21 protein-coding genes are annotated in these 22,537 nt (G+C 68.7%); 20 read left to right on the top strand and 1 reads right to left on the bottom strand.

Annotated elements, in window-relative coordinates:
- Nucleotides 1-13: 13 nt before the first annotated feature.
- The 16 genes from thrS (at nucleotide 14) to JL108_RS15975 (ending at nucleotide 15,681) form a co-directional block, all read left to right on the top strand.
- Nucleotides 14-2,011 (top strand): threonine--tRNA ligase, encoded by a 1,998-nt coding sequence (gene thrS / locus JL108_RS16050; protein WP_205199168.1) that lies wholly within the window; start codon nucleotides 14-16, stop codon nucleotides 2,009-2,011.
- Complete coding sequence (locus JL108_RS16045) at nucleotides 2,011-2,538, top strand: HIT domain-containing protein (protein ID WP_205199167.1); 528 nt, start codon at nucleotides 2,011-2,013, stop codon at nucleotides 2,536-2,538. Before thrS ends, JL108_RS16045 begins: the two co-directional genes overlap by 1 nt.
- Nucleotides 2,539-2,545: 7 nt before the next feature.
- On the top strand, nucleotides 2,546-3,148 hold the full coding sequence (pgsA, locus tag JL108_RS16040; RefSeq protein WP_205199166.1) for a phosphatidylinositol phosphate synthase: 603 nt from the start codon (nucleotides 2,546-2,548) through the stop codon (nucleotides 3,146-3,148).
- A 187-nt stretch (nucleotides 3,149-3,335) separates the two neighbouring features.
- Entirely contained in the window at nucleotides 3,336-4,232 is an 897-nt protein-coding gene (gene pdxS, locus JL108_RS16035; protein ID WP_205199165.1) for a pyridoxal 5'-phosphate synthase lyase subunit PdxS, read from the top strand.
- A complete protein-coding gene (gene pdxT, locus JL108_RS16030) occupies nucleotides 4,226-4,840 on the top strand; it encodes a pyridoxal 5'-phosphate synthase glutaminase subunit PdxT (RefSeq protein ID WP_205199219.1) in 615 nt (204 codons plus the stop codon). Before pdxS ends, pdxT begins: the two co-directional genes overlap by 7 nt.
- Before the next feature lie 11 nt (nucleotides 4,841-4,851).
- Entirely contained in the window at nucleotides 4,852-5,610 is a 759-nt protein-coding gene (locus JL108_RS16025) for a YebC/PmpR family DNA-binding transcriptional regulator (protein ID WP_143914058.1), read from the top strand.
- Between the two features lie 16 nt (nucleotides 5,611-5,626).
- Nucleotides 5,627-5,995 carry a hypothetical protein gene (locus tag JL108_RS16020; protein ID WP_205199164.1) on the top strand — a complete coding sequence of 123 codons (369 nt, stop codon included), beginning with the start codon at nucleotides 5,627-5,629 and terminating at the stop codon, nucleotides 5,993-5,995.
- A 231-nt stretch (nucleotides 5,996-6,226) separates the two neighbouring features.
- Nucleotides 6,227-6,745 carry a crossover junction endodeoxyribonuclease RuvC gene (gene ruvC, locus JL108_RS16015; RefSeq protein ID WP_205199218.1) on the top strand — a complete coding sequence of 173 codons (519 nt, stop codon included), beginning with the start codon at nucleotides 6,227-6,229 and terminating at the stop codon, nucleotides 6,743-6,745.
- Nucleotides 6,742-7,338 (top strand): Holliday junction branch migration protein RuvA, encoded by a 597-nt coding sequence (gene ruvA / locus JL108_RS16010; RefSeq protein ID WP_205199163.1) that lies wholly within the window; start codon nucleotides 6,742-6,744, stop codon nucleotides 7,336-7,338. Before ruvC ends, ruvA begins: the two co-directional genes overlap by 4 nt.
- The gene (gene ruvB / locus JL108_RS16005; protein ID WP_143914054.1) at nucleotides 7,338-8,378 is read left to right on the top strand and encodes a Holliday junction branch migration DNA helicase RuvB; all 1,041 of its coding nucleotides are present in this window, start codon (nucleotides 7,338-7,340) and stop codon (nucleotides 8,376-8,378) included. The genes ruvA and ruvB overlap by 1 nt, the downstream gene beginning before the upstream one ends.
- 67 nt (nucleotides 8,379-8,445) lie before the next feature.
- On the top strand, nucleotides 8,446-8,787 hold the full coding sequence (gene yajC / locus JL108_RS16000; protein ID WP_307837294.1) for a preprotein translocase subunit YajC: 342 nt from the start codon (nucleotides 8,446-8,448) through the stop codon (nucleotides 8,785-8,787).
- On the top strand, nucleotides 8,787-9,254 hold the full coding sequence (locus tag JL108_RS15995) for a hypothetical protein (RefSeq protein ID WP_205199161.1): 468 nt from the start codon (nucleotides 8,787-8,789) through the stop codon (nucleotides 9,252-9,254). The genes yajC and JL108_RS15995 overlap by 1 nt, the downstream gene beginning before the upstream one ends.
- A complete protein-coding gene (locus JL108_RS15990) occupies nucleotides 9,241-9,783 on the top strand; it encodes an adenine phosphoribosyltransferase (protein WP_143914051.1) in 543 nt (180 codons plus the stop codon). Before JL108_RS15995 ends, JL108_RS15990 begins: the two co-directional genes overlap by 14 nt.
- 260 nt (nucleotides 9,784-10,043) lie before the next feature.
- Complete coding sequence (locus JL108_RS15985) at nucleotides 10,044-12,383, top strand: bifunctional (p)ppGpp synthetase/guanosine-3',5'-bis(diphosphate) 3'-pyrophosphohydrolase (RefSeq protein ID WP_205199217.1); 2,340 nt, start codon at nucleotides 10,044-10,046, stop codon at nucleotides 12,381-12,383.
- A gap of 170 nt (nucleotides 12,384-12,553) precedes the next feature.
- Nucleotides 12,554-14,815: an alpha-glucosidase gene (locus JL108_RS15980; RefSeq protein WP_205199160.1), complete on the top strand. Its 2,262-nt coding sequence runs from the start codon at nucleotides 12,554-12,556 to the stop codon at nucleotides 14,813-14,815.
- Between the two features lie 209 nt (nucleotides 14,816-15,024).
- Nucleotides 15,025-15,681 carry a hypothetical protein gene (locus JL108_RS15975; protein WP_205199159.1) on the top strand — a complete coding sequence of 219 codons (657 nt, stop codon included), beginning with the start codon at nucleotides 15,025-15,027 and terminating at the stop codon, nucleotides 15,679-15,681.
- Nucleotides 15,682-15,772: 91 nt separating this feature from the next.
- On the opposite strand, the gene JL108_RS15970 is transcribed toward JL108_RS15975, so the two are convergent.
- Nucleotides 15,773-17,026, bottom strand: a complete 1,254-nt coding sequence (locus tag JL108_RS15970) for a DUF349 domain-containing protein (protein ID WP_205199158.1) — start codon at nucleotides 17,024-17,026, stop codon at nucleotides 15,773-15,775.
- Between the two features lie 75 nt (nucleotides 17,027-17,101).
- Between JL108_RS15970 and JL108_RS15965 the strand changes: the two genes are divergently transcribed.
- The 4 genes from JL108_RS15965 to JL108_RS15950 all read left to right on the top strand — a co-directional run bounded on the left by JL108_RS15965 (nucleotide 17,102) and on the right by JL108_RS15950 (nucleotide 22,503).
- Nucleotides 17,102-17,797 (top strand): MBL fold metallo-hydrolase, encoded by a 696-nt coding sequence (locus JL108_RS15965; protein WP_205199157.1) that lies wholly within the window; start codon nucleotides 17,102-17,104, stop codon nucleotides 17,795-17,797.
- Between the two features lie 76 nt (nucleotides 17,798-17,873).
- Nucleotides 17,874-19,214: a histidine--tRNA ligase gene (gene hisS, locus JL108_RS15960; RefSeq protein ID WP_205199156.1), complete on the top strand. Its 1,341-nt coding sequence runs from the start codon at nucleotides 17,874-17,876 to the stop codon at nucleotides 19,212-19,214.
- Nucleotides 19,211-20,965 (top strand): aspartate--tRNA ligase, encoded by a 1,755-nt coding sequence (gene aspS / locus JL108_RS15955; RefSeq protein WP_205199155.1) that lies wholly within the window; start codon nucleotides 19,211-19,213, stop codon nucleotides 20,963-20,965. Before hisS ends, aspS begins: the two co-directional genes overlap by 4 nt.
- 173 nt (nucleotides 20,966-21,138) lie before the next feature.
- Complete coding sequence (locus JL108_RS15950; protein WP_205199154.1) at nucleotides 21,139-22,503, top strand: replication-associated recombination protein A; 1,365 nt, start codon at nucleotides 21,139-21,141, stop codon at nucleotides 22,501-22,503.
- Nucleotides 22,504-22,537: the final 34 nt, after the last annotated feature.

The following is a 22,537-nucleotide window of genomic DNA, read 5'->3' as shown; positions in this document are numbered from 1 at the left end:
GAAGGTGACCCGTATGTCCGACCTCTCCGTGTCCGTGCTCTCGCCCGCCGGCGAAGGAGGTGAGATGGAGACGCGGAGTGTCGGGGCCGGCACCAAGGCCTGGCAGCTGTTCTCCGAGGACACCTCCGTGATCGCGGCCCGCGTCGGCGGCGAGCTGCGGGACTTGTCCCATGAGCTCGCCGACGGCGATCTCGTCGAGCCGGTCGCGATCGACACGCCCGACGGACTGGACATCCTGCGGCACTCCACCGCACACGTCATGGCCCAGGCGGTCCAGGAGCTGTTCCCCGAGGCCAAGCTCGGCATCGGTCCTCCGATCACCGACGGCTTCTACTACGACTTCGACGTGCCCGAGCCCTTCACCCCCGACGATCTCACCAAGATCGAGGCGAGGATGAAGAAGATCGTCAAGGAGAACCAGCGCTTCAGCCGTCGCGAGGTCTCCGACGACGACGCTCGCACCGAACTCGCGGACGAGCCCTACAAGCTCGAGCTCATCGGCCTCAAGTCCACGGCCGGAGACGCGGCCGAGGGCGCGAGCGTCGAGGTCGGCGAGGGCGGGCTGAGCATCTACGACAATCTCAAGCGCGACGGCTCGGTCGCCTGGAACGACCTCTGCCGCGGTCCGCACCTGCCCACCACCAAGCGCATCCCGGCGTTCACGCTGATGCGCTCCGCGGCCGCCTACTGGCGCGGGGACGAGAAGAACAAGCAGCTCCAGCGCATCTACGGCACGGCCTGGCCGAGCAAGGAGGAGCTGGACGACTATCTCCACCGGATCGAGGAGGCGCAGCGACGCGACCACCGGCGCCTCGGAGCCGAGCTCGACCTCTACAGCTTCCCCGACGAGATCGGCTCGGGACTGCCCGTCTTCCACCCCAAGGGCGGGGTCATCAAGCGGGAGATGGAGGACTACGTCCGCCGCCGGCACATCGAGGAGGGCTTCGAGTACGTCGGTACCCCGCACATCGCCAAGGAGGGTCTCTTCCACACCTCGGGCCACCTCCCGTACTACGGCGAGGGGATGTTCCCGGCGCTCGACGTCGACGGCATGGACTACCGCCTCAAGGCGATGAACTGCCCGATGCACAATCTGATCTTCCGATCGCGGCAGCGTTCCTATCGTGAGCTGCCGCTGCGGTTGTTCGAGTTCGGGCACGTGTACCGCAACGAGAAGTCCGGGGTGATCCACGGCCTGACGCGTGTCCGCGGTTTCGCCCAGGACGACTCGCACTCCTATGTCACGCCCGAGCAGGCCCCCGCCGAGGTCGAGCACCTGCTGAACTTCATGCTCAGCCTGCTGCGGGACTTCGGCATCGACGACTTCTACCTCGAGCTGTCGACCCGCGACGCCACCAAGGACAAGTTCATCGGCTCCGATGAGGACTGGGCGATCGCGACCCAGGTACTCGAGGACGTCGCCACTGCCACCGGCCTCGAGCTCGTGCCCGATCCGGGTGGGGCGGCCTACTACGGCCCCAAGATCTCGGTCCAGGCGCGCGATGCCATCGGCCGCACCTGGCAGATGGGCACGGTGCAGTACGACTTCAACCAGCCGGCGCCGGATCGCTTCGGCCTCGAGTACGTGGCCGCTGACGGCTCGCGTCAGCAGCCGGTCATGATCCACTCGGCCAAGTTCGGCTCGATCGAGCGGTTCATGGGCGTGCTCGTCGAGCATTACGCCGGGGCCTTCCCTCCGTGGCTCGCGCCGGTGCAGGTCGTCGGCATCCCGGTGGCCGAACGGCATCTGGACTACCTGTACGACCTCGCCGCCCGGCTCAAGGCCGAGGGCATCCGGATCGAGGTCGACGCCTCCGACGAGCGGATGCAGAAGAAGATCCGCACGGCGCAGACCCAGAAGATCCCCTTCATGCTGCTGGCGGGGGACAAGGATGTCGAAGCCGGTGCCGTCTCCTTCCGCTATCGCAGCGGCGAGCAGGAGAACGGGGTGTCGCTCGACGACGCGGTCGCCAAGATCGTCGCGGCGGTGCGCGACCGGGTCCAGGTCTGATGGCGCCGGACCCCGACGGTCTCGAACGGCTGTGGGCTCCCTATCGGATGGCCTATGTGCGGGGGGAGGAGAAGACGCCCCACGATGACCGCTGCCCGTTCTGCGCGATGGTCGAGGGCGGTCCCCAGAGCGAGCTGGTGGTGTATCGCGGCGAGCACTCCTTCGTCACGATGAACCTCTACCCGTACAACCCCGGGCACCTGATGGTGCTGCCGAACCGGCACGAATCGGATTTCACCGCGTTGTCCGAGGAGGAGTCGATCGAGCTGACCGCGCTGACGCAGCAGGCGGTCCGGGTGATCCGCCACGTGAGCTCGCCGCATGGCTTCAATGTCGGGCTGAACCTCGGGGGCGTGGCGGGCGGTTCGCTGTCGCAGCATCTGCATCAGCATGTCGTCCCGCGCTGGGGCGGCGACGCCAACTTCATGACCGTCGTCGGGCACACCAAGACGCTGCCCCAGGTCATCGAGGACACCGCGCGGATGCTGACCGACGCCTGGACTGCCGACATCGCAGAGAGGGGGTGACGGCCTGATGCTGGAGAGGTTCCGCGCCTTCTGGAACAAGCTGCTCTCGCCGATCGCCGACGGGCTCATCAAGATCGGCGTGACGCCGGACATGGTGACCTGGGTCGGCACGATCGGCGTGTGCGTCGGGGCGTTGTGGCTGTTCCCGCAGGGTGAGTTCTTCTGGGGCACGATGTTCGTCACGGCCTTCGTGTTCAGCGACATCGTCGACGGCTCGATGGCGCGCAAGCTCGGTCGCTCGTCGAAGTGGGGTGCCTTCCTGGACTCCTCGCTCGACCGGGTGGGCGATGCGGCGATCTTCGGCGGCATTGCGCTCTGGTACGCGTGGGAGGGCGATTCGCCGCTCTACCTGTGCCTGAGCCTGGCATGTCTCGTGCTCGGCATGATGACCTCCTATCTCCGTGCCCGGGCCGAGGGTCTCGGCCTGGAGGCCAAGGGGGGTATCGCCGAGCGCTCGGACCGGCTCGTCGCGATCCTCGTCATGACCGGTTTCGCCGGCCTCCTCGACCTGCCGATCCTGCAGCACGTCACACTCTGGGCGCTGGCGGTCGCCAGTCTCGTCACCTGCGGCCAGCGCATGCTCATGGTCCGCCGCCAATCCCTCACCTGAGTCCTTCGCGGCCCGAGGCGGCGGTGGGCTGGACACCTCTCGCTCGCCGCGGCGGTGTGCTGGACACCTCTCAGCGCGTCGGAGACGTGCGCTCGTCACCGCTGGTGACGACGAGCGCGCCCGAGGGCTCGACCGGTCCCGGCGGGCGGGCTTCGAGGCGGCGCGACACGGCTCGTAGACTGGAGGGGTGACCAGCGAAGAGACCACCACCGGAACCGCCCGGGTCAAGCGCGGCATGGCCGAAATGCTCAAGGGCGGCGTCATCATGGACGTCGTCAACGCCGAGCAGGCCAAGATCGCCGAGGACGCCGGCGCCGTCGCCGTCATGGCCCTCGAGCGCGTGCCCGCGGACATCCGCTCGCAGGGCGGCGTCGCGCGGATGAGCGACCCCGACCTCATCGACGGCATCATCGAGGCCGTCTCCATCCCGGTCATGGCCAAGGCGCGCATCGGCCACTTCGTCGAAGCGCAGGTGCTGCAGAGCCTCGGCGTCGACTACATCGACGAGTCCGAGGTGCTCACGCCGGCCGACTACGCCAACCACATCGACAAGTGGGCCTTCACGGTGCCCTTCGTGTGCGGCGCGACCCATCTCGGCGAGGCCCTGCGCCGTATCACCGAGGGCGCGGCGATGATCCGCTCCAAGGGCGAGGCCGGCACCGGCGATGTCTCCAATGCCACGGGCCACATGCGCAAGATCCGCGGTGAGATCCGCCGCCTCCAGACGCTGGCACCCGATGAGCTGTACGTCGCCGCCAAGGAGCTGCAGGCGCCGTACGAGCTCGTCAAGGAGGTCGCCGAGGCGGGCAAGCTGCCGGTCGTGCTGTTCACCGCGGGCGGTATCGCCACGCCGGCGGACGCCGCGATGATGATGCAGCTCGGCGCCGAGGGCGTCTTCGTCGGCTCGGGCATCTTCAAGTCCGGCAACCCGGCCGAGCGCGCCGCCGCGATCGTCAAGGCCACCACCTTCTTCGACGACCCCGATGTCATCGCCAAGGTGTCACGCGGGCTCGGCGAGGCCATGGTCGGCATCAATGTCGACGACATCCCCGAGCCGCACCGCCTCGAGACCCGCGGCTGGTGACCGGCCCCACCGTCGGCGTCTTCGCCCTCCAGGGCGATGTGCGGGAGCATCTCCACGCACTCGACCGGCTGGGCACGAGGGCGCTTCCGGTGCGCCGGCCCGAGGAGCTCGACCGCGTCGACGGCCTGATCGTTCCGGGCGGCGAGTCGTCGACGATGGACAAGCTGGCGCGGATCTTCGAGCTGCGTGAGCCGCTGCGCGAGCGGATCGCGGCCGGGATGCCGGCCTTCGGCACGTGCGCGGGCATGATCATGCTGGCCGACCGTCTGCTCGACGGCATCGAGGGTCAGGAGACCCTCGGGGGCATCGACATCACGGTCCGGCGCAATGCCTTCGGACGCCAGGTCGACTCCTTCGAGACGGGTCTCGCGGTCGACGGCCTCGACGCGCCGGTGCACGCGGTCTTCATCCGTGCCCCCTGGGTGGAGGAGGCCGGAGCGCGGGTCGAGGTGCTCGCCCGAGTGCCCGCATCGGCACCGGAACACGATGCCGCCGGTAGAATCGTCGCTGTTCGCCAGGGGCCGCTCATGGCGACGTCGTTCCATCCCGAGGTCGGGAACGACGATCGTCTCCACCGGCTCTTCGTCGACCTCGTGACTCAGTCGTAGGGAAGGACGCCATGTCAGGGCATTCCAAGTGGGCGACCACCAAGCACAAGAAGGCGGTCATCGACGCCAAGCGCGGCAAGCTGTTCGCCAAGCTCATCAAGAACATCGAGGTGGCGGCGCGCACGGGTGGTCCTGACCCCGAAGGCAATCCGACCCTCTACGATGCGATCCAGAAGGCCAAGAAGCAGTCGGTCCCCAATGACAACATCGATCGCGCGGTCAAGCGCGGCGGGGGTCTCGACGGCGGTGCGGTCGACTACACCACGATCATGTACGAGGGCTACGGTCCGAACGGCGTCGCGCTGCTCATCGAGTGCCTCACCGACAACAAGAACCGTGCCGCCATGGAGGTCCGCACGGCCATGACCCGCAACGGCGGCACGATGGCCGACCCGGGCTCGGTCTCGTATCTGTTCAATCGCAAGGGCGTCGTCATCGTGCCGGCGGAGCAGGGCGAGTCGACCACCAATGAGGACGACATCCTGGTGGCGGTGCTCGATGCGGGAGCCGAGGAGGTCAACGACCTCGACGGCTCGTTCGAGGTGGTCAGCGAGGCCACCGACCTGGTGGCGGTGCGCACGGCGCTCCAGGAGGCCGGCCTCGACTACGACTCCGCTGAGGCGTCGTTCCTGCCGAGTGTCCAGGTCGAGCTCGATGCGGCCGGCGCCGGCAAGGTGGTCAAGCTCATCGACGCGCTCGAGGACTGCGACGACGTGCAGAACGTCTACGCCAACTTCGACGCGCCCGACGAGGTGATGGCCGAGCTCTGACCGGCTCGGCGAGGCGATGAGGGCGCGCACGCCCGACGGTGTCGACTGGAGGCTGCGCTGTGCCCTCGCGAGGAGAGCGGATCGCGAGCGCGAGGTCATCGTGCCGGCGCCCTCGGTCGGCTTCGGGCTGTTGACGGCGCTCGCGGTCGTCCTCGTCATCCTGGCGCCGGTGCTCCTCTCCGCGGGGCTGGGGTGGCTGGTCGTCCTGGCGGTGCCCTGTCTGCTGCTCGCCTTCGCCGGGTACCGCTGGCGGAGCGTCGTGGTGGTGATCCGCCAGGACGAGGAGGTCTCTCGGTACGTCACCCGTGGGGCGGTGGGGGCCTTCCTGCTCGCCCGCGATCTGGCCGGTGAGATCGGCCGGACCCCGGACGCCGACCTGCGCTGACCGCCCGCTCGACCGCGCCGTGGCGGTAGCTCAGCAACCCTTCCCCTGTGGTGGCGGTACGCCATCAACCTCATCGCTGACTCGTAACGTTGACCAGCTACCGCCATTCGCGAGGTGGGGTTGACCAGCTACCGCCGCCGCGGGGTTGCTGGATGCGTGAGCCCCGGCGTGGCGGTGCGCGACCACACGGCTCGGCCCGTTAGGCTTTCGAACATGCGTTCTGTCCGCGTCATGGGGATCGACCCCGGCCTGACCCGTTGCGGTCTCGGCGTGGTCGAGGGCAGCGTCGGCAGGCCGCTCACGATGGTCGACGTCTCGGTGGTCCGCACGCCGGCCGACCTCGACCTCTCGCGTCGCCTGCTGCGGCTGGAGGAGGCGCTGGACGAGGCCGTGCGCATGCACCGCCCGGAGGTGATGGCCGTCGAACGCGTCTTCAGCCAGCACAATGTCAGCACGGTGATGGGCACGGCCCAGGCCAGCGGCATCGCGATGCTGGTCGCCGCACGGCACGGCCTCGACGTCCGGCTGCACACGCCCAGCGAGGTCAAGGCCGCTGTCACCGGCAGCGGTCGTGCCGACAAAGCGCAGGTCACCCTCATGGTCAGCCGGTTGCTGCGGCTGGCGCAAGCGCCCAAGCCGGCCGATGCCGCGGACGCCCTTGCCCTCGCGATCTGTCAGATCTGGCGCGGGGCCGCACACGACCGACTCGCCGCTGCCGTGGCGGCCCAGAAGGAGAGGACCGCTCGGTGATCGCACACGTCAAGGGACCGGTGGCGGCCGTCACCGTCACCTCCGCGGTGATCGAGGTCGGCGGAGTGGGACTCCAGGTCTTCTGCACGCCCGCCACCATCGCGAGCCTGCGGATCGGCCAGCCCGCGACGCTCTTCACCTCGATGGTGGTCCGAGAGGACTCCCTGACGATCTACGGTTTCGCCGACGCCGACGGACGCGAGATGTTCGAGCTCGTGCAGACCGCGAGCGGCGTGGGCCCCAAGGTCGCCCAGGCGATGCTCGCCGTGCTCGACCCCGAACGCATCCGGCAGGCCATCGCCGCCGGCGAGGTCAGCACGCTCACCACCGTCCCCGGCATCGGGCGCAAGGGCGCCGAACGCATCATCCTGGAGCTCAAGGATCGCGTCGGCCCGGTCACAGGCGCCTCTCACACGGCTGGGGGCGGCGTATGGCGCGGCCAGGTGCACGAGGCGCTCACCGGTCTCGGCTGGTCGGCCAAGGACGCCGATGCCGCGATCGACGCGACGGCAGCCGAGCTTCCCGAGGGCACCGAGCCCGATGTCTCGGCCGTGCTGCGCGACGCCCTGCGCACCCTCGGCAAGGGCCGCTGATGACGGGGGAATTCAACGACGCCGTCAGTGCCGAGGTGTTGCCCGAGGACCGCGCCTTCGAGGCAGCCCTGCGACCCAAGAGCCTCGATGAGCTCGTCGGCCAGGACCGTGTGCGCGAGCAGCTCGCGTTGGTGCTCGAGGCGGCCGTGGCACGCGGCCGCACGCCCGATCACGTGTTGCTGAGCGGACCGCCCGGGCTCGGCAAGACCACGTTGGCGATGATCATCGCCCACCAGCTCTCCGCCCCGCTGCGGCTCACCTCGGGACCTGCCATCCAGCATGCGGGCGATCTTGCGGCGATCCTCTCGGGGATCGGCGAGGGCGATGTGCTCTTCATCGATGAGATCCATCGCATGTCGCGTCCGGCAGAAGAGCTGCTCTACATGGCGATGGAGGACTTCCGCGTCGACGTCGTGGTCGGCAAGGGGCCGGGGGCCACGGCGATTCCCCTGGAGATCCCGCCCTTCACCGTCGTCGGCGCCACCACCCGCGCGGGGCTCCTGCCCGGTCCGCTGCGCGATCGATTCGGCTTCACCGCCCAGCTCGACTACTACGCCGCCGAGGACCTCTACGACATCGTGCGCCGCTCGGCGCGTCTGCTGGACCTCTCGATCGACGACGATGCCGCCCGCGAGATCGGCTCGCGCTCTCGTGGCACGCCGCGGATCGCCAATCGTCTCCTGCGGCGCGTCCGCGACTACGCCGAGGTGCGCGCCGGGGGCCACGTCGACCACGGGGTGGCCCGAGCCGCCCTGGAGCTGTACGAGGTCGACGATCTCGGCCTCGATCGACTCGATCGCGCCGTGCTGGACGCCCTCTGCCGCAGCTTCGGCGGCGGACCGGTCGGCATCTCGACCCTCGCGGTGGCGGTCGCCGAGGAACGCGAGACGGTCGAGGAGCTCGCCGAGCCCTTCCTCGTACGCCTCGGTTTCCTCGCGCGTACACCGCGGGGGCGCATCGCCACGCCGGCGGCCTGGCGACATCTGGGACTCACGGTTCCCCAGGATGTCGCGCAGCTCAGCTTCGACGACGCCGAGTGACCGGCGATGCGGCGGTGCCCCGTAGACTCGCCGTCGTACCTGTCCGTCGCGACCTGGAGTTCTCCGCGTGGAAATCATCCTTCTTGTGGCCATCGTGGCCGTCTTCTTCCTGCTCGTCCTGCGCCCCGCGCGACAGCGCCAGAAGCAGTTCCAGCAGGTGCAGAACACCCTGGAGCCCGGTAAGCGGGTCATGTTGACCAGCGGCATCCACGGGACCCTGGTCGAGGTCGACGATCAGACGGTCGACATCGAGGTCGCTCCCGGCACGGTCCTGACCGTGGCCCGTCCCGCGGTCGCGCAGGTGTTCACTCCGCTGGAGGCCGACGACGCCGACGAGCTCGAGGAGTACGACGAGGTCGAGGAGCTCGACGAGATCGAGCCGGCCGACACCGACGACGAGAAGCGGTGATGCGTCGCCGGTGGGTTGCCGGCATCGCGGTCGTCGCGACACTCGGTGCGCTGTCGGCCTGTAGCGACGACACCGACGCCTACTGCGACGAGCTGGAGAAGGTGAGCGAGCCCTTCGCGGACCTCAGCTCCGGGGACTTCTCGCAGATCGACCAGGTCATGGATGACATGACGGCGCTGGAAGAGAAGGCGCCAGAGGAGATCCAGGACGACTGGCAGACCTTCGGGTCGACGATCCGTGAGCTGCAAGCCGCGGTCGAGGACGAAGGGCTGACGATCGCCGAGATGATCGAGCTCGCGCAGCAGCCCGACCTCAGCGAGGAGGATCAGGCGAAGCTGATCGCGGTCGACGACGCGCTGTCCGATCTGGACCTGGAGGCAGTCGGCACCGCGAGTGCCGAGATCTCCGAGCATGCCGAGCAGACCTGTGACCTGGACTTGGAGGGTACGACCGATGACCAGCAGTGAGCAGTTCGCGTCTCTGGCTCGCGATCACATCAGGGCGATCGAGGACTGGCCCGAGCCCGGTGTCACGTTCCGCGACATCACTCCTCTGCTCGCCGACCCCGCGGGGCTCGCGGGCACGGTCGACGCGCTCGCCGGCATCGCCGCCACCTGGGGCCCGATCGACAAGGTCGTCGGGATCGAGGCGCGCGGTTTCGTGCTGGCACCGCCGGTCGCGATGCGTCTCGGGGCGGGCTTCGTCCCGGTCCGCAAGGCCGGCAAGCTTCCCGCCGCGGTCGAGTCCCGCACCTATGACCTCGAATACGGGTCGGCCACGGTCGAGATCCACCGCGACGCGATCGTCACCGGCGAGCGCGTGCTCGTGCTCGACGATGTCCTCGCCACGGGCGGGACCCTGTCCGCCGCCCGCGACCTGGTGACCGGTCTCGGTGGGCGTGTCGTCGGTCAGCTGGTGCTGGTCGAGCTGGCTCCGCTCGGCGGTCGCGCGCGCCTGGGTACGCAGACCCCTACCGCTGCGTTGGTGACCTACTGATGATGAGCCGGCGGACCATGCAGATCATCGCCCTCGTCGCGGCCGGGGCACTCGTCGCCGGATCGGCGGCGACCTTGTTGACGATGCTGCTCTGAGGGCCGGCTCGCCCGGGATGCCGGCGGCTCTCGCGCGGGACCGGACGGAGGACGTGTCTTCACGGTTGTCATAGCAACCAGCAAGACACATCCTTCGTGCCGGGCCGGTTCCAGCTTTCGCCCGCGAGTGCCGCCGCGCGCGGGCGTGCGAACCCCGTGCGTACGATGGTCCCAAGGAGGCGTGACGTGGCAGATCCGCAGGTCGACAAGACCACCGGGCCGAAGACTTCGGAGTCGGCACCGGCGGGCGCACGCGTGCGCAGCCGACTCGCGCGCATGGGGGGCCGGACAGCCGCCCCGAATGCCGTGCTGGATCCCTTGCTGAAGGTCTATCGAGCGACCCATCCCAAGGGCGATATCGCCTCGATCGAGAAGGCGTACCGCATCGCGGCGCAGATGCACGAGGGCCAGACGCGCAAGAGCGGTGACCCGTACATCACGCATCCGCTGGCCGTCGCCACCATCCTCGCCGAGCTCGGCATGACCGCGCCGACGCTGTGCGCGGCGCTCCTGCACGACACGGTCGAGGACACCTCGTACACGATCGATCAGCTGCGCGAGGACTTCGGCGACGAAGTGGTGCATCTGGTCGACGGTGTGACCAAGCTCGACAAGGTCAAGTACGGCGACTCGGCGCAGTCGGAGACCATTCGCAAGATGGTCGTGGCGATGAGCCGCGACATCCGTGTGCTCGTCATCAAGCTCGCCGACCGCCTGCACAACATGCGGACCCTGCGGTATCTGCGACAGGACAAGCAGGAGCGCATCGCCCGCGAGACCATCGAGATCTACGCCCCGTTGGCTCACCGGCTCGGCATGAACACCATCAAATGGGAGCTGGAGGACCTCGCCTTCGGCACGCTGCATCCGAAGGTCTACGACGAGATCGTCCGCCTCGTCGCCGAGCGGGCGCCCTCGCGCGAGGGCTTCCTGGAGCGAGTCATCAGCGATGTCACCTCCGATCTCGGCCACTCCAAGATCAAGGCGAAGGTCACCGGCCGGCCCAAGCACTACTACTCGATCTATCAGAAGATGCTCGTGCGCGGTCGCGAGTTCTCCGACATCTTCGATCTGGTCGGCGTGCGTATCCTCGTCGACGATATCGCCGACTGTTACGCCGTCCTCGGTGTGCTGCACGCGCGCTGGAACCCGATCCCGGGCCGCTTCAAGGACTACATCAGCGTCCCGAAGTTCAACATGTACCAGTCGCTGCACACGACCGTCATCGGTCCGCAGGGCAAGCCGGTGGAGCTGCAGATCCGCACCTACGCGATGCATCGTCGTGCCGAGTACGGTGTCGCGGCGCACTGGAAGTACAAGGAGGACGGCCTGGCGCAGGTCGCCGGCTCCAAGGGCGGTAAGGCCAAGGCCCCCGATGTACAGGACATGGTCTGGCTGCGCGAGCTGATGGACTGGCAGTCCGAGACCGAGGACTCCAGCGACTTCCTGGACTCCTTGCGCTTCGAGATGGGCAATGCGGGCGTCTACGCCTACACCCCGCGTGGCGACCTCATCCAGCTGCCGGCCAACGCCACCCCGGTCGATTTCGCCTACGCCGTGCACACGGAGGTGGGCCACGCCTGTATCGGTGCCCGCGTCAACGGACGGCTGGTCTCCTTGGAGTCGCAGCTGGAGAGCGGCGATGTCGTCGAGGTCTTCACCTCCAAGTCTCCTGATGCCGGTCCCAGCCGCGACTGGCTCGACTTCGTCCAGAGCCCGCGTGCCCGCAACAAGATCCGCCAGTGGTTCACCAAGGAGCGTCGCGACGAGGCGATCGAGCGGGGCAAGGACCTCATCGCCAAGCAGATGCGCAAGGAGGGACTGCCGCTGCATCGGCTGTTCAGCCAGGCGAATCTCGAGGCGGTCGCCCACGATCTCGGTCTGAACGACATCTCCGGCCTCTATGCGGCGGTGGGCGAGAGCAATGTCGGCGCCCAGAATGTCGTCGAGCGTGTCATCGACCTCTCCGGGGGGCGCGAGGGTGCCGAGGAGGATATCGCCGAGGCGACGACCATCCCGACCGTCGCGCAGCGCTCCGCGCCGACGTCACGCAGTGTGGCGGGCGTGGACGTCGAGGGCATCGACGGCGATGTGATGGTCAAGCTGGCGCGCTGCTGCACGCCGGTGCCCGGAGACGACATCTCCGGGTTCGTGACGCGCACCTCCGGGGTCTCGATCCACCGCACCGACTGTGTCAACTTCCAGGCGTTGCGCGATCAGCCCGAGCGCATCGTCGGGGTCTCCTGGGCGCCCACGGCCAAGAGCATGTTCCTCGTGGCGATCCAGGTCGAGGCCCTCGACCGGCCGCGGTTGCTCAGCGATATCACCCGGGTGATCTCCGATCAGCACGTCAACATCCTGTCCGCCGGTCTGAGCACAGGGCGCGACCGGGTCGCCAAGACCAAGTTCACCTTCGAGATGGCCGATCCCAAGCATCTCGGACACGTGCTGAGCGCGGTGCGCTCGATCGAGGGCGTCTTCGACGTCTACCGCCTTCACCAGTGACCCTCGCCCGTCCCAGGGCGGTGACTTACGCACCTCTCATGCCGGTGGGCGGTGAGATGCGCACGTCTCGAGGTGGTGAGCGGTGGCCTACGCACCTCTCAGCGCGCCCGAGAGGTGCGTAGGTCACCGCCCGCCACGCGATGGGCGAGAGGCCGCGCGACAATGAGGCGGTGGCCGCCGTCTCCAGCATGTCGAAGCGTCGTCGTCTCCTGCTCGTCGTCCTCGGCCTGGTGCTGGCGCTCGTCGCGGTGGTCGTGGTGGCTCTCGGCCGCGTGCCGCGCGATGACGTGTCCACCCTCGACCCCGGCCAGCTGCGGATCGAGGCAGGAGTCGGCGACGACCTGAGCACCGGCGAGCTCACCGTGTCCGTCGAGGACGGTGACGCACCCCGGGTCGTGATCGCCACGGCCGACGACACGGTCTGGAGCAGCGAGCCCGGGCACGCCTTCCTCGGTGCCGGGCGCGGCGAGGTCGCGGCGGAGGAGCATCGCGGCTACTTCTGGCTGAGCACCGAGCACGAGACGACCTGGGCCACGCAGACGATCGACCGGGCCGAGCTCGAGGGCGACGCGATCGCGCTCGGGGGCCGTCTGCTCGACGATGACGACGAGCCCGGCCCGCGATGGAGCGCACGCATCGCGGAGACCGGCACCGGCGCCGTGCTCGATGCCCAGCTCGACGAGACTGGCGGAGCCACGTCGCTGACGCTGTGGAGCGCGCGCGAGGAACGCGCCGCCGTCCACGGCTTCGGCGAACAGTTCACCGATGTCGACCTCGACGACCGGCTGCTGCCGATCATCGTGCGCGAGCAGGGTGTGGGACGCGGCGAGCAGCCACTGACGGTGCTTGCCGATGTCACCAATCACGGGGCCGGCGGCACCGAGCAGATGACCTATGCGGCCTGGCCTTCGTGGGTGACGGAGGACCTGCGGGGTGTGCGGCTCGATCCCGAGCTCGGGGCGTCCCACGCCCTCGGCGTCGCGGATACACGGTCCGCCGGTCGCGTGGGACTCGAGATGTGGGCGACGACGCTGCGGGCCGAGCTGACCGCGGCGGCCACCCCTCGCGAGCTCATCGAACGACAGCAGGCCGGCCGGGAGCGTCCGGAGCTCGCGGCCTGGACCGGTGAGGGCGCCGTCATCGGCATCCAGGGCGGCACCGAGACCGTGCGCCGCACCGTGCGGGAGCTGCAGGATGCCGGCACCGAGATCGCCGGGGTCTGGCTGCAGGATTGGACGGGTCAGCGCACGACCTCGTTCGGCGAGCGGCTCTGGTGGACCTGGCAGCCGGACCGCGAGCGCTACCCGGGTTGGGAGGAACTGGTCGCGGAGCTGAATGCCGAGGGCATCGCGGTCACGACCTATGTGAACGCCTTCCTCGTCCACGGGTCGTCGAAAGAGCCGGCACCCGAGCGCGATCTGTGGGCCGAGGCTGACGAGCTCGGCTATCTGGTCCAGAACGCCGAGGGCGACCCCTATGCCGTGGACCAGGGCGGCTTCGACGCCTACCTCGTCGACCTGACCGATAGCGCCGCCCGCGACTGGTACGCCGAGGTGATCGCCTCAGAGGTGCTCGGAGACGGGGTCTCGGGGTTCATGGCCGACTTCGGCGAGGGCCTTCCGCTCGATGCGGTGCTCTCCGAGGGGGACGCGGCGATCGCCCACAACCGTTGGCCGGCGCTCTGGGCCGAGACGGTCCGCGAGGCGTGCGAGCTCGCGGAGCAACCGGACTGCGTGACGTGGTTCCGCAGCGGCGCGGGAGGCATGGACGAGTCGACGCCGATGTTCTGGAACGGCGACCAGCTCGTCTCCTTCGGAGAAGAGGATGGCCTGGGATCGGTCCTGCGCGGCACCTTCTCCGCGGGATTCTCGGGCTGGCCGCTCGTGCACTCCGATGTCGGGGGTTACACCTCGATCGACGCCGTGGTGAAGGACTACACCCGCACGCCGGAGTTGCTCGCCCGCTGGGCCGAGCTGGAGGCCTTCGGGGTCATGATGCGCACCCACGAGGGCAATCGGCCCGAGGACAACGTCCAAGTGGTCGACACCGCGGAGACCCGGTCGCGTTTTGCTCACATGACGCGGGTCTTCGCGGCGCTCGCGCCCTATCGACGCGAGGTCGTCGAGGAGGCACTCGCCACGGGCGTGCCCGCGATCCGGCACGGTTGGCTGGTGGCACCGGGCACGGTCGCCGCGGAGGTGGACACGCAGTTCTTCCTCGGGCCATCGGTCCTCGTCGCACCGGTCACGACGGAAGGTGAGGAGAGCGTCGAGGTCACCTTCCCGCCCGGCACCTGGCGGCACCTGCTTACCGGAGACGAATACGCGGGCGACACGACCCGTGAGGTCGCCGCCCCGGTCGGCACCCCGGCGGCCTTCGTGGAAACCTCTGACCCCTGGGCCGACCGCTTGGACCTCAGCTCGGTGCGCTAAGCGGGATGCTTCACGCGCGAGACGTATCGAGGCCGTCATACCAGGCTCCGGCTCCTTCCTCGCCGTTACCCGATCACCGACATCGATCGTCGGCGGTTCAGCGCACATGCGGGAAGCCGATCTGTTTCACAAACGGACCAGTCGGTCATTTTCGGTGTTACGATCAGCAGATCGGTCGCCTCCTGCGGCTCTCGCGTGAGATTGGAGCCATGATGCGAGGAACGCGGTTCAGGCAGGTGCTGGTCGGTCTTGGCGCCGCCCTGATCGTCGTGATTTCGACATCGATGAATGCTGTATCTTCTTCGGGCCTGCCGCCGGAGGACGTAAGCGACCACCGCATGTCTGCGAAGGAAGCGCTCCACATGGACGCCGAAGCCACGGGGGTGGCGCCCGAGCAGTTGAACTGGGAGATGGAGTTCTCGGAACTCGTCACGTCTTACTCGATGGACCAGTCGCGAGGCTATTCGTACTCGGAGATCGTGGCCCCACGCGAAGCCGTTCTGGCATTCAGCGGTGCGGCGCCTGAAGGGCTGGACGAGGAACTGGCCACACGAGGTGGTCGTGTGAAAGTGCTCGAGCACACCGGCTTCACTGAGCTCGAGATCCAGGAGGCCGCGGGTCGTGCGGTTCAGGTGGTCCTCGACCTTGGTGCCACCTCGGTGCTGGCCATCCCCGATGCGCGTGACCGCACGATCACCGTCAGCTTCAGTGGTGTGGCGCTGGGCGCTGCCGAGCTCGGCAGCGCGCAGTCCACGATCGAGGATGATGTCCTCGGCGGCGTGTTGGCGGCCGCCGGATTCTCGGTGACCTTCGACGAGTCCGAAGCGCAGGTCTTCGAGGCCGATGACCTCGCCAGCGCCGAGTGATCGGCGGGCCGAACTCGACCTATGGGACTTCTGCAGTCATGAGATGACGGCGGACGTCCCCACGGTGCCACGGGCTGCCCGCCCACCGAGATCAGCCGAAGTCGGAGGCGGTCTTGCGGGCGATGTCGAGGAAGGAGCGCCGTGACTCGAGGTTCTCCGTCAGGTTCTTGACCTTCTTCTCGTCACCGGCGACCCGTGCCTTCTCCAGCTCCGCCTCGGTCTCGGCGATCGCGGCCTCGAGCTTGCCGATCATGTCGTCGGCGCGCGCCGACTTCTCCGGATCGGTGCGCTGCCACTCGCGCTGGCCGGCGTCGCGGATCGCGTTCTCCACCGTGCGCAGGCGTCCCTCGAACTCCTTGATACGCGCACGCGGCACCTTGCCGGCCTGCTCCCAGCGGTCCGCGATCGACTGCCACGCGCGCCGTGCCGCGTCGAGGTCCTTGATCGGCAGCAGTGCCTCGGCCTCGATGAGGAGCTCGGCCTTGACCTCGGCGTTCTTCTCGTACTCGGCATCGAGCTCGGCATTGGCGGAATCGCGTGCGGAGAAGAAGACGTCCTGGGCCGCGCGGAAGCGCTTCCAGAGTTTGTCCTCGACACCACGTGGGGCGGAGCCGGCCTTCTTCCACTGCTGCATCAGATCGCGGTAGCGCCCCGAGGTCGGACCCCAGTCGGTGGACTCCTGCAATGACTCGGCCTCGGCGATCAGCCGCTCCTTGACCTTGGCGGCCTCGTCGCGGCGGGCCGACTGCTCGCTGAAGTGGGCCTTGCGACGCTTGGTGTAGGCCGTGCGCGCCGAACTGAAGCGATGCCAGAGCTCATCGTCGAGGGACTTGCTGAGCCGTGGCAGTGACTTCCACTCGTCGAGCAGTTGCCGGAAGCGGTCCGCGCCGCCTCGCCAGTCGTTGCCGGTCGAGAGCTTCTCCGCCTCGGCCACGATCCGGCTCTTGGCCTCCTTGGACTCGGCCTGGCGCTGCTCCCGCTCGGCCTTGCGCTGTTCGCGCAGCGAGGCGACCTGCGGTTCGATCGCCTCCAGGCGCGCCGCGAGGGAGGCGAGATCGCCGATGGCCTGGGCGTCCGTGAGCTGTTCGCGAACCTGGGTCAGGGCCTTCTGGGCATCGTCGGGGGCGACGGAGCCGGCGGCCATGCGCTGCTCGAGCAGCTCGACCTCCGTCTGCAGCCCCTCGAACCGACGCGTGTAGAGCGCGATCGCCTCGGCCGGATCACCACCGACCCATTGGGCGATGAGTCGCTCACCGTCGCCCTCGCGCACATACACATTTCCCTCGGCGTCGACGCGACCCCACTCCTGCTGGGCGGCGGCAGGTCGCTCGCTTCGCTCGCTCATGGTGACGAGTGTAGTGGTGCGCCGACCGGCGAGGAGGTGCACGTCACGTCTGATGTCTCGCGTAGGCTGGCCGACGTGCTTCTCACCATTTTTCCGGCCGGTCCGCTGCAGGCGAACTGCTACTTCGTCGCCGAGGGCGAGGGTGGTGCCTGCGCGATCGTCGACCCGGGCATGGAGTCCTTCGAAGCGATCGAGAAGGTCATCGATGAGCATGGCTTCACCGTGGTGGCCGTGCTCGTCACCCACGGGCACTTCGACCACATGTGGTGTGCCCAGGATGTCGCCGCTCGGTACGGCTGCCCGGTCTGGATCCATCCGGCGGACCGGCACCTGTTGAGCGATCCGATGGCCGCGGTCTCCGGACAGTCCGCCGCGATGCTGCGTCAGCAGTTCGCCGATATCGAGATGCCCGATTTCGTCGAGCCCTCGGACGTGCGCGATGCCGTCGACGGCGCCCGTATCGAGGTCGGCTCGCTGATGCTCACCGTCGACCACTGCCCGGGCCACACGCCGGGCACGGTGATGTACCGGGTCGACTACCCGGGTCCGGAGCCCGTCTCGCAGGTGGCCTTCTCTGGCGACTTCCTGTTCTTCGGCTCGATCGGCCGCACCGATCTGACCGGGGGAGACCACGGCCAGATGCTCCACAGCCTGCGCACCAAGGTGCTGACGCTGCCCGATGACGTCGTCGTGCTGCCCGGCCACGGCCAGCAGACCTCCATCGGTCGCGAGAAGGGCACCAACCCCTTCCTGCTGGAGCTGAGCGCATGAGCGAGCGCAGCGAGCGAGCAGTGGTCACCTCATGTCGTCGGCTGCCTATCGCGGGCTTTCTCTGGCAGGTGACGACATGAGCAGGGGTGGCAAGCTTTCGGGCTTTCCCGAGTATCTGCCGGCCGAGCGCAATGTCGAGCTCGCGGTGCTCGATCACCTGCGCCGGGTGTTCGAGCTGCACGGCTTCGCGAATGTCGAGACCCGCGCGGTGGAGACGATCGAGCAGCTGACCCGTAAAGGCGAGATCGACAAAGAGGTCTACGTCCTTCGCCGCCTGCAGGCCGCCGAGGACGGTGCCGACGCCGGCATGGGCCTGCACTTCGACCTCACCGTGCCGTTCGCGCGCTATGTGGTCGAGAACGCCGGCAGGCTCGTCTTCCCCTTCCGCCGCTACCAGATCCAGAAGGTCTGGCGAGGCGAACGGCCGCAGCAGGGCCGGTTCCGCGAGTTCACGCAGGCCGATATCGACATCGTCGGCGAGGGCACGCTGCCCTTCCACTTCGACGTCGAGGTCGCCCGCGTCATGGCCGAGGCGCTCTCCGGCCTGCCCGTGCCCGAGCTGACCCTGCAGGTCTCTAACCGTAAGGTGCTCGAGGGCTTCTACCTCGGGCTCGGGCTGACCGATCCCACCGCGGTCATGCAGGTCATCGACAAGCTCGACAAGCTGCCCGGCGAGCGGATCGTCGAGCTGCTGCTCGAGCTCGGACTCGACGAGCCGCAGGCGCGCCAGTGCCTGGCCCTCGCCGAGATCCGCAGCGCCGACACCACCTTCGTCGACCGCGTCCGCGGTCTCGGCGTCGAGCACCCGATGCTCGACGAAGGTCTCGACGAGCTCGCCGCCGTGGTCGGCGCAGGGGCCGATGTCGAGGGCGTCACCGTGATGGCCGACCTGCGCATCGCCCGCGGCCTCGACTATTACACCGGCACCGTCTTCGAGACGCGCATGGCGGGTTATGAATCACTCGGCTCGATCTGCTCAGGCGGCCGGTACGACGAGCTCGCCAGCGACGGCAAGCGCACCTATCCCGGTGTCGGCATCTCGCTCGGCGTCTCGCGTCTGCTCGCGCCATTGCTCGCCGACGGCATGACCTCGACGCGCAGTGTGCCGTCCGCCGTCCTCGTCGCCCTCGCCGATGAGGACGCCAGGGCCGTCGGCGATGCCGTCGCCCAGCGGCTCCGCGCACGTGGCGTCCCCACCGAGGTGGCCGCGAGCGCGCAGAAGTTCGGCAAGCAGATCCGCTACGCCGAGCGGCGGGGGATACCCTTCGTCTGGTTCCCGCCCGCCGAGCCCGATGGCGAACACACCGTCAAGGACATCCGCTCGGGCGACCAGGAGCCGGCCGACCCGGACGCCTGGACCCCGCCCGCCACCGATCTGCGACCTCAGGTCGTCACCCCCGAAGGAGACAGCACGTGATCCGCACCCATGACGCCGGAACCCTGACCGCCGCGAATGTCGGCGAGCAGGTCACGCTCGCCGGCTGGGTCGCCCGCCGCCGCGACCACGGCGGTGTCGCGTTCATCGACCTGCGCGAGGCGTCCGGCGTCGTGCAGGTGGTCGTTCGCGAGGATGTCGCGCACCAGCTGCGCTCGGAGTTCTGCCTCAAGATCACCGGCACCGTCGAGCGCCGTCCCGAGGGCAACGAGAACCCCGCGATCGGCACGGGCGAGATCGAGGTCATCGCCGACGATGTCGAGATCCTCAGCGCCTCGGCGCCGCTGCCGTTCCCGATCGACGAACATGTAGAGGTCGGCGAGGAGGTGCGGCTCAAGTACCGCTACCTCGACCTGCGCCGCCAAGGCCCCGCCGAGGCGATCCGGCTGCGCTCGAAGGTCAACGCCGCCGCGCGGTCGGTGCTGGAGCGCCACGCCTTCGTCGAGGTCGAGACGCCGACCCTCACCCGCTCGACCCCCGAGGGCGCGCGCGACTTCCTCGTCCCCGCACGCCTGCGGCCCGGCAGCTGGTATGCGCTGCCGCAGAGCCCGCAGCTGTTCAAGCAGCTGCTGCAGGTCGGTGGCATCGAGCGCTACTACCAGATCGCGCGCTGCTACCGCGACGAGGACTTCCGCGCCGACCGGCAGCCCGAGTTCACCCAGCTCGACATCGAGATGAGCTTCGTCGAGGCCGACGACGTCATGAAGCTCGCTGAAGAGGTCTACGCCGAGCTGTGGAAGCTCATCGGGGTGGAGCTGTCGACGCCGTTCCCGCGCATCACCTATGCCGATGCGATGAACAAATACGGCTCGGACAAGCCGGATCTGCGTCTGGACCTCGAGCTCACCGAGTGCACCGAGTTCTTCGCCGACACGCCCTTCCGGGTCTTCCAGGCGCCCTATGTCGGTGCCGTCGTGATGCCCGGCGGCGGTTCGCAGCCCCGGCGCCAGCTCGATGCCTGGCAGGAGTGGGCCAAACAGCGCGGGCACAAGGGGCTCGCGTACATCCTCGTCGGCGAGGACGGCGAGCTGTCCGGGCCGGTCTCCAAGAACATCACCGATGCCGAGAAGGCCGGTATCGCCGCGCATGTGGGCGCCAAGCCCGGCGACTGCATCTTCTTCGCCGCGGGGCCGCGCAAGTCCGCGCAGAACCTGCTGGGCGCGGCACGCCTGGAGATCGGCCGCCGTTGCGACCTGATCGACGAGTCGGCGTGGGCCTTCTGCTGGGTCGTGGACTGGCCGATGTTCGAGTCGGTCAGCGACCTCGACTCCGGTGATGTCGCCGTCGGCGGGGGAGAGTGGACGGCCGTGCATCACGCGTTCACCGCGCCGCAGGACGTCGCGACGCTCGATGATCCGGGAACCTCGCTGGCTCAGGCCTACGACATCGTCTGCAATGGCAACGAGATCGGCGGTGGCTCGATCCGTATCCATCGCCAGGACGTGCAGGAGAAGGTCTTCGGGATCATGGGGATCGGCGAGGAGGAGGCCCGCGAGAAGTTCGGCTTCCTGCTCGACGCGTTCAGCTTCGGCGCCCCGCCGCACGGCGGGATCGCCTTCGGCTGGGACCGCACGTGTGCGCTGCTGTCGGGCGTCGACTCGATCCGCGAGGTGATCGCCTTCCCGAAGTCCGGCGGCGGCTACGACCCGCTGACCGCGGCTCCGGCTCCCATCACCCGCGAGCAGCGCGCCGAGGCCGGCGTCGACGCCGAGCCCGAGCCCGACGAGGACTGAGAGCCCGCGCGGCGGCGGTACGTGGTCAACCCTTCCTCGCCGGCGGCGGTACGCGGTCAACGTATTCACGCCTCGATGAGGTTGACGGCCTACCGCTGCCGATCGCGAAAGGTTGACGGCCTACCGCCACCACGTGCGGCGGGAGTGACGGTGGGGATGGGTAGGCTCGATCCATGCCCTCCGACGGCCTGTTCGACCTGCCCGACGCGCCTCCGTCGCTACCCGAGTCCAGCGGTACCCTCGCGGGCAATCAGTTCGCGACGGCGCCACTGGCGGTCCGGATGCGTCCCCGCAGCCTCGACGAGCTCGTCGGCCAGCAGCATCTGCTCGGTCCGGGCTCGCCGCTGCGGCAGATGATCGACGGGCATAAGCCGCTCACCATCCTGCTCTGGGGTCCACCCGGCACCGGCAAGACGACGCTGGCGAGCCTCATCAGCACGCAGACCGACCGCCGCTTCGTCGAGGTCTCGGCCGTCAGCGCCGGGGTCAAGGAGGTGCGCGAGGTCATCACGGGAGCCCGTAAGACCCTCGCGTCCACCGGCCAGGAGACCGTCCTGTTCGTCGATGAGGTCCACCGGTTCAGCAAGGCCCAGCAGGACGCCCTGCTGCCCGGCGTCGAGAACCGCTGGGTGAGCCTCGTCGCCGCCACCACCGAGAATCCGCACTTCAGCGTCATCTCGCCGTTGCTCAGCCGCTCATTGCTGCTCACCCTCGAATCGTTGACCGATGACGACATCGCCGTCCTCGTCGACCGCGCGCTCACCGACGAGCGGGGGCTGAACGGCGAGGTCACGCTCACCGACGACGCCAGGGATCATCTGGTGCGGCTCGCCGGAGGCGACGGCCGTCGGGTGCTCACCTATCTGGAGGCGGCCGCCGGCGCTGCCACGTCCCAGGGCAAGACCGAGATCGACGTCGAGGATGCCGCGCAGGCCGTCGACCGCGCGGCCGTTCGCTACGACCGTCAGGGCGACCAGCACTACGACGTCACGAGCGCCTTCATCAAGTCCATCCGCGGCTCGGATGTCGATGCCGCCCTGCACTACCTGGCCCGGATGATCGAGGCGGGGGAGGACCCGCGGTTCATCGCCCGCCGGCTGATGATCCACGCCAGCGAGGACATCGGCATGGCGGACCCGACCGCCCTGCAGGCGGCGACCACGGCGGCGCAGGCGGTCGCGATGATCGGATTCCCCGAGGCGCGCATCCCTCTCGCTCAGGCCGTCATCCACCTGGCCACGGCTCCGAAGTCCAATGCCGTCATCCGCGCGATAGACGCGGCTCTCAGCGACGTGCGGGCGGGCAAGGTGGGTCCCGTGCCGCCGGCGTTGCGCGATGCGCACTACTCGGGCGCCAAGAAGCTTGGCCACGGGCACGACTATCTCTACGCCCACAACGACCCGCGCGGAGTGGTCGCCCAGCAGTACGCCCCGGACGATATCGACGGCACCGAGTACTTCGAGCCGGGCCGTCATGGGGCGGAGGCCGCTCTCGCCGATCGTCTGGCCCGCATCCGCGCCATCCTGCGCGACCGCTGACCTTCGCCCGACCCGGCCGCGGGCGGTGAGCTAT

The organism is Aeromicrobium sp. YIM 150415, assembly GCF_016918125.1.
Taxonomy (GTDB): domain Bacteria; phylum Actinomycetota; class Actinomycetes; order Propionibacteriales; family Nocardioidaceae; genus Aeromicrobium; species Aeromicrobium piscarium.
This window is presented reverse-complemented; position numbering and strand designations above follow the sequence as displayed.